Origin of the sequence: Collinsella aerofaciens, from assembly GCF_040915425.1 — a bacterium.
Lineage (GTDB): Bacteria > Actinomycetota > Coriobacteriia > Coriobacteriales > Coriobacteriaceae > Collinsella > Collinsella aerofaciens_BW.
Window position 1 is genome coordinate 1 of sequence record NZ_JBCPDN010000089.1, and the last position, 6,924, is coordinate 6,924.

5 protein-coding genes are annotated in these 6,924 nt (G+C 62.2%); 1 reads left to right on the forward strand and 4 read right to left on the reverse strand.

The features are described from left to right. Positions 1-91 precede the first annotated feature (91 nt). The 4 genes from xerD to AB5164_RS09510 all read right to left on the reverse strand — a co-directional run bounded on the left by xerD (position 92) and on the right by AB5164_RS09510 (position 4,952). On the reverse strand, positions 92-1,033 hold the full coding sequence (gene xerD / locus AB5164_RS09495; RefSeq protein WP_368142614.1) for a site-specific tyrosine recombinase XerD: 942 nt from the start codon (positions 1,031-1,033) through the stop codon (positions 92-94). Positions 1,034-1,035: 2 nt separating this feature from the next. Continuing rightward, positions 1,036-2,697 (reverse strand): CTP synthase, encoded by a 1,662-nt coding sequence (gene pyrG, locus AB5164_RS09500; protein WP_368142613.1) that lies wholly within the window; start codon positions 2,695-2,697, stop codon positions 1,036-1,038. Between the two features lie 178 nt (positions 2,698-2,875). Further along, positions 2,876-3,214: a helix-turn-helix domain-containing protein gene (locus tag AB5164_RS09505; RefSeq protein WP_022094205.1), complete on the reverse strand. Its 339-nt coding sequence runs from the start codon at positions 3,212-3,214 to the stop codon at positions 2,876-2,878. Between the two features lie 256 nt (positions 3,215-3,470). Beyond that, on the reverse strand, positions 3,471-4,952 hold the full coding sequence (locus AB5164_RS09510; protein WP_006234276.1) for a DUF1846 domain-containing protein: 1,482 nt from the start codon (positions 4,950-4,952) through the stop codon (positions 3,471-3,473). A gap of 326 nt (positions 4,953-5,278) precedes the next feature. On the opposite strand from AB5164_RS09510, the gene AB5164_RS09515 reads away from it, so the two are divergent. Next, positions 5,279-6,400, forward strand: a complete 1,122-nt coding sequence (locus AB5164_RS09515) for an IS110 family RNA-guided transposase (protein ID WP_368148038.1) — start codon at positions 5,279-5,281, stop codon at positions 6,398-6,400. Positions 6,401-6,924 lie beyond the last annotated feature (524 nt).

Consider the following 6,924-nt stretch of genomic DNA (forward strand, 5'->3'; position numbering starts at 1 on the left):
GGCCCCAGATTGCCCATGCGCGCAAAAGTGCGTCTCGGCAATCTGGGGCCCGTCCCATTTAATATTTATAAATATGCAGGTCAGCGAGGTGCTAGCGATGCGCCAGCGGGTGCGCCGCCAGATAGACCTCGGTCAGTTGCGTACGATCGACATGCGTGTAGACCTGCGTGGTCGATATATCGGCATGGCCCAAGATCTCCTGCAGCACACGGAGGTCTGCACCGCCCGCAAGCATATGGGTGGCAAAGGAGTGACGCAGCGTATGGGGATGAAGTCCCACCAGCCCCACCTGGCGCCCGTAGCGCTCACAGATGGCATGGATGCCCTGGCGCGACAGACGGCGGCCGTTCTTATTTAAAAAGACCGCCGAGGTCTCGGTTCCGCGGGCATGGGCCGCCAAGCGAGAACGCCCCTCAGTTACATAGAGCGTCAGAGCTCGCGCCGCGCTTCCCACCAGCGGGGACAGGCGTTCCTTTGAGCCCTTACCGCGAACGAGTACAAAGCCATCGTCAATATGGATATCGCCCACATCGAGCCCCACCAACTCGCTCACACGCAAACCGCATCCGTAGAGCACTTCCAAGATGGCATGGTCGCGCAAGCCCATCTCGCCCTCGGGGAAGTCTTGATCGAGCAGCGCCGAGACATCCTCCACCGATAGATACTCCGGCAAACGCTCAGCCTTTTTAGGCAGGCGCAACGCCGCCGTCGGGTTTTGGGCCACGGCCCCATCGCGCACCAAAAAGGCATGCAGGCCCTTCACGGCAGCGAGCGCGCGCTCCACCGAGGCGTCGGAATAGCCTCCGTCGCGGCGATCGGCGACAAAGCCCTCCACGACCTGACGGGTCACCTCTTCAAAAGACACAATACCCGCCCGCTCCAGATAGGCGCAGTACGTCATCAGGTCACGACGATAGGCCACAATCGTGTTGCGCGCCAAGCCCCGCTCGACCGCGAGGTAATCGAGATACTCCCCCGCCGCCACGGCGAGCGACGAGGGAGTAGCTTCGGTATGTTCCTTATTCGCCGGCACCCTTAGTCCGTAGCGAGGTTCATGGGCGTCACCTGCAGACGGTCGACACCCTCGTGCTGGCCGATCGAAGCGCGCACGAACTCGCGGAACAGCGGCTGCGGGTTGGTCGGGCGGCTCTTGAACTCGGGATGAGCCTGGGTTGCCACATACCACGGATGCACGTCGCGCGGCAGCTCGACCATCTCGACCAAGCGCTCGTCAGGCGACAGACCCGAGATAACCAAACCGGCGTCCTCGAGCTGGTCGCGGAAGGCGTTGTTGAACTCAAAGCGGTGACGGTGACGCTCGTAGACGAGTTCCTCGCCATATGCCTCACGAGCAAGAGTATCGGCGCCGAGCTTGCACGGATAGGCGCCCAGGCGCATGGTGCCGCCCTTCTCGGTCACGTCCTCCTGCGAGCTCATCAGATCGATGACGCTATACGGACCGTCCGGATCAAACTCGGAGGAGCTGGCACCGGCAAGGCCAACGACATTGCGGGCGAACTCGCACACGGCGACCTGCATACCCAGGCAAATGCCCAGATACGGAATCTTGTGCTCACGGGCAAACTCGGCCGCGAGGATCTTGCCCTCCAGGGCGCGCTTGCCAAAGCCGCCAGGGACCAGGATGCCCGAGGCGTCGCCCAGAACCTCGGAGACATTCTGCTCGTCGAGGCTCTCGCCGTCGACCAGCTGGACGTCCACATGGCGATCGTAGAAGACGCCCGCATGGTGCAGGGCCTCGATAACCGACAGGTACGCATCGGGCAGCTGCGTGTACTTACCCACGACGGCGATCTTCACCTTGTCGGCGTGATGGTTGGCGTGATTCTGTTTGCGCAGGAACTCGTTCCACTCGCTCATGTCGCGCTCACGCGGGTCCAGACCCAGACGCTCGCAAATGCGCAGGTCAAAGTCCTGCTCGGCAAGCAGCTGCGGAACATCGTAAATGCTCGCGCAGTCCTCGTTGGTAAAGACGCAATCGGTGTCGACGTCGCAGAAGCTTGCGATCTTTCCGCGGATAGCGTCATCGATATGGTGGTCGGAGCGCAGCACAATGATATCGGGCTGGATGCCAAAGCTGCGGAGCTCCTTGACGGAATGCTGCGTGGGCTTGGTCTTGACCTCGTGGGCGGCGGCGATATAGGGAACAAGCGACACGTGGATGTAGCAAACGTTCTCGGGGCCGGCCTCCTTGCGGTACTGGCGGATGGCCTCGGCAAACGGTTGGGACTCGATGTCGCCGATCGTGCCGCCCAGCTCGGTGATGACTACATCGGAGCCGGTCTGCTCCTCGATGCGGCGGAACTTGTCCTTAATGGCATTGGTGACGTGGGGAATCACCTGCACGGTACCGCCCAAAAAGTCGCCGCGACGCTCACGGGCGATTAGGCTTTTGTAAATGGCACCGGTCGTAAAGTTGGAATCGCGGGTCAGGTTCTCATCAATAAAGCGCTCGTAATGACCCAGGTCCAGGTCGGACTCGTAACCATCCTCGGTAACGAAGACCTCACCATGCTGGAAGGGGCTCATGGTACCGGGGTCGACGTTCAGATACGGGTCGGCTTTCTGCATCGTTACTTTGTAGCCACGCGACTTGAGCAGACGGCCCAGCGAGGCCGCGGTGATACCCTTGCCCAGGGACGAAACCACGCCACCGGTTACGAACACATGCTTGGTCATATTGAGTTACCTGCGCTTCCCGTAGAAGTTGTTTATCCACATCTTACGGGTCTTCATTGTAATACTCGCACCGCGAACCGTTCGCAATTTTTCTCGCGTGCGATTGCATTTCTCAATCTTGAAACAAAACGCCGCCCGGTTTCCCAGGCGGCGTCGCTATGGCAAGGGTTACATGCTGCTATCGATCAGCAGCCTCGTCCTCAAGCATTTCTTGAACGAGCATGCCGGTACGGACGCCCTCAAGATACCACTCGCCACGTTCGGTGAGGCAAATGCCATTTGCAAGCTGACCGCCGTCGTCGCTATAACGCGAGACGACATCGATCATGCCTTCGGAATCCAAGCGATCGATTGCGGCGCGGGCACGATACGGCGAAACCCCCACGCGCTCGGCAAGCGTTTTGCGCGAGAAACCATACGGTCCGCCATTGTCTTCGGTTTGCTGGTCGATCTCCATCAACACCAGCACCTCGACACGCTTCATATCGTTGACACTCGCACGACCCTTGCCCGCCATAGCAGCCTCCTCAAACCGAGCACGAGCATCTAACGCGCCGTGCGCGACCGACACACCTCACGATGGCAGGTAATATCCATCATGCGGCATCCCGCTAAGGATGAAACAGTTACGGTTATTGTATACCGCTCAAATTGTTTCTAGGCAGGTAAACGGCTATTTTTCGCCGAAATAGGCGCTTTATTGATCAAAAAGCCGTACCGGGCGCTAACCCGATACGGCCAAAATGCAATGCAATTACCGCGGTGCTTCAAACTTAGCGATGGAAGAAACCGCGGCGCTCGAACTTGGGCTCGCAGCACACGTTGATACCCAGTTTGCGCAGTACCGTCTCGTCCGTCGGCGAGATGATCACGCTAAAGAAGGCATCGCAACCGCGCAGCTGCTCCAGGCCCGAAAGGACGCGAGCGGCCGTCTCACTCGTGGCCGAGGTGATCGACAACGCCATAAGCGTCTCGTCGGTGTGGAGGCGCGGGTTTTTGCTGCCCAGGAAATGCGTCTTGAGCTTGCTGATGGGCTCGATCGCCTCATCGCTAATGACCTCGAGCTCAAGGTCGACGCCCGAGACATGCTTGAGGGCGTTCATAATGAGCGAACTTGCGGCGCCCAGGCGCGTGGAGGTCTTACCGGTCACCACGGAGCCATCGGGCATGACCATGGCACCCACGGGACCACCCGTCAGCTGCTCCCTGGTGAGGGCCGCCGAGCGCGCCGGCGAGTAGTTCTTATCGATGCCGGCTTTCTTCATAATAATCTTGAGACGGTCGACTTGCTCATCGCCTACGCCGGTACGGCGCACATTTTCGACCGCGGTAAAGTAGCGACGGACGATCTCCATCTTGGAAGCGTCGCGGCAGGCATCGTCATCGGTGATGGCAAAGCCGACCATATTGACGCCCATGTCCGTAGGGCTCTGGTAGGGGCTCTTGCCCAAGATCTTTTCCATCAGGGCACGGACTACCGGGAAGGCCTCGACGTCACGGTTATAGTTGACCGTGGTTTTGTTGTAGGCCTCAAGGTGGAAGGAGTCGATGATATTGGCGTCGTCGAGGTCTGCCGTGGCGGCCTCGTAGGCAATGTTGACCGGATGCGTAAGGGGCAGATTCCAAACCGGGAAGGTCTCGAATTTGGCATAGCCGGCGGCCGTGCCATGCTTGTGCTCGTGATAGAGCTGAGACAGGCAGGTAGCGAGCTTGCCCGAGCCGGGGCCGGGTGCCGTCACGACAACGAGCGGACGCGTGGTCTCGACAAACTCGTTCTTGCCGTAGCCATCGTCGGACACGATCAGATCGACATCGTGCGGATACCCCTCGATGGGATAGTGCAGCTTGGCGGGAATACCGAGCGCGTTCAGGCGGTTGCGGAACACATCGGCGGCGGGCTGGCCGGCGTACTGGGTAATGACCACGGCCGCGACGGCAAAGCCGTTGCCGCGGAACAGGTCAACCAGGCGCAAAACGTCCTCGTCATAGGTAATGCCCAGGTCACCGCGAGCCTTGTTCTTCTCGATGTGGTTCGCGTTGATCGCGATGATAACCTCGACATCGTCGGCGATGCTCTTGAGCATGCGGAACTTGCTGTCCGGTTCAAAACCCGGCAGCACGCGGCTCGCATGATAGTCATCGAACAGCTTACCGCCAAACTCCAAATAGAGCTTGCCACCAAACTGCGAGATGCGCTCCTTAATGTGAGCGGCCTGCAGCTCGATATACTTCGCGTTGTCGAAACCCTGGCGCATATATGGCTCCCGTCCCGTTTCCAATTAATGTTCTAGGCGATTATAACGGAGCAGACCCTCCCCAACGCCCAAGCAATCAACTGGCACCAACCAAACACGCCCACCGCAACCACCGGGGACCCGGGGTAGATCATTTGGGACGGGGGACAAGTCACTCAGCACCAACAATGGCAACGCCGCAGGTTGAGCATAAGTCAGACACTATGACCCAATCCAGGGGCACGGAAACGACAGGAGCCCCCGCTCGTGACCGCGGGTCGGGGCTGCGACAATGTTGTTGAAGTGCCAGAGGCGCAGCCGCGCCGCAACGAGGTTGGGAGGCTCCCGTGCCTAGATATTCTACCGCCTTCGGAATGGACGTACACCTCAGGTCCACCACCGTCTGCGCGCTCGACGCGGAGACGGGCGAGGCCGTGACGAGGAGGTTCCGCGGCAACCCGTGGGGCGAGGTCGCGGAGTGGATGTCGGGCTTCCCCGGCCCGTCGCTCGCCGCCTACGAGAGCGGCTACCTCGGCTTCGCCCCGCAGAGGGAGCTCTCCGGGCTCGGCGTCGACTGCGTCGTCGCGGCCGTCTCCAGGGTCCCGAGGTCGGCGGCCGACCTCTCGTCCAAGAACGACCGCAACGACGCGGCCAGGATGGCCAAGGCGATACTGTCGCACGACGTCTCCCCGGTATGGGTGCCGTCCCCCGAGATCGAGGGGCTCAGGGACCTCGCCGGGGCCCACGACGCGGCGACCGCGAGGCTCGCGGCGGCGAAGCAGCGGCTCCTGGCGTTCCTCGCCCGCCGCGGCTACGCCTACGGCGGCACGACGCCGGCCGGCAACCCCCGGAGGTACTGGACGTACGGCTTCCTCAGGTGGCTCGACGGCATACACCCCGCCGACGACGGCGGCATCCGGGCGCTTGCGGCGCTGAGGAGCGAGGTCGAGGCGGCCGACGAGACGAGGGAGGCCGTCCTCGCCGAATACAGGGCCGCCGTCGCGGCGGGCCCCCTCTCGGCCGAGGTCGAGGCGCTCCAGTCGATCAAGGGGTGCGGGTTCGCGCTCGCCGCCGCCTTCGCGGCCGAGGTCGGCGACTTCTCGAGGTTCCGCTCCGGCAGGCAGGTGACGGCCTACTTCGGCCTCGCCCCGAAGCAGAGGTCGAGCGCGGACTCCGTGCGCCTCGGCGGGATCAGCGGGGCCGGCAACGCGCTCGTCAGGAGGCTGGCGGTCGAGGGGTCCTGGAGCTACGTCCAAGCGAGCCACCAACCGAAGCTGATGCCCAAGGGCTCCGGCGTCCCCCTCGAGGTAAGGATGCACGGGAGGAAGGGTTCCGAGCGCCTGCTCCGGCGCCGCGAGGAGATGCTCGCCAGGGGCATGCCCCAGGCGAAGGCGAACGCCGCCACCGCCGCCGAGCTCGTGAGGTGGCTGTGGGCCCTCGGCGCGATGTGCCGGGAGGCAACCGAATAGACATAGCCCCCGTCCCGGCGAGCCGGGCAGCCTTCGGGGATACCCCCGCTTTCGCTGGGCGCGCGGCAGCGGCCGCATGCGCGTAGTCAGACTTGGGGAGCCCCGCCGAAGGAATGGAGTGCGGGCCGACAGAACGGTATCCGCGGATATGAGACTGAGCCGAAGGCGTCGACGACATGCCGGGGGCGGACCGGGACGGGTTCAACGGCAGGCCCCGCCGACCGATTGCAAGCGGTCGGCGGGGCCATTGTGGCTCTTGACAGCGGATTGGGTCATATGAGCGAAAGCCCACCAGAGCGAGCAAAGTGACGTGAAAGAGGAGGGCATGGGCCTTTTGGCCATGCCCGACGATTGAACGTCAGATTGCCGCTCTGGCGGGCTTGCAGCGTCGAGTGGTTCCGGCGTTTGGTAAAACGCCGGAACACAAGAGCGCCCCCTCCCGCGCACGGAACAGGAGGGGGCTAAAGGTAGGAGTCTACCGGTGGGTTGACCCCACCGGACAGACGATGACCAGGTGATCCTTT

Coding starts and splice junctions, on each gene's coding strand:
- pyrG (WP_368142613.1), bottom strand. CDS start 2,697: ATGACCAAGCATGTGTTCGTAACCGGTGGCGTGGTTTCGTCCCTGGGC.
- AB5164_RS09505 (WP_022094205.1), bottom strand. CDS start 3,214: ATGGCGGGCAAGGGTCGTGCGAGTGTCAACGATATGAAGCGTGTCGAG.
- AB5164_RS09510 (WP_006234276.1), bottom strand. CDS start 4,952: ATGCGCCAGGGTTTCGACAACGCGAAGTATATCGAGCTGCAGGCCGCT.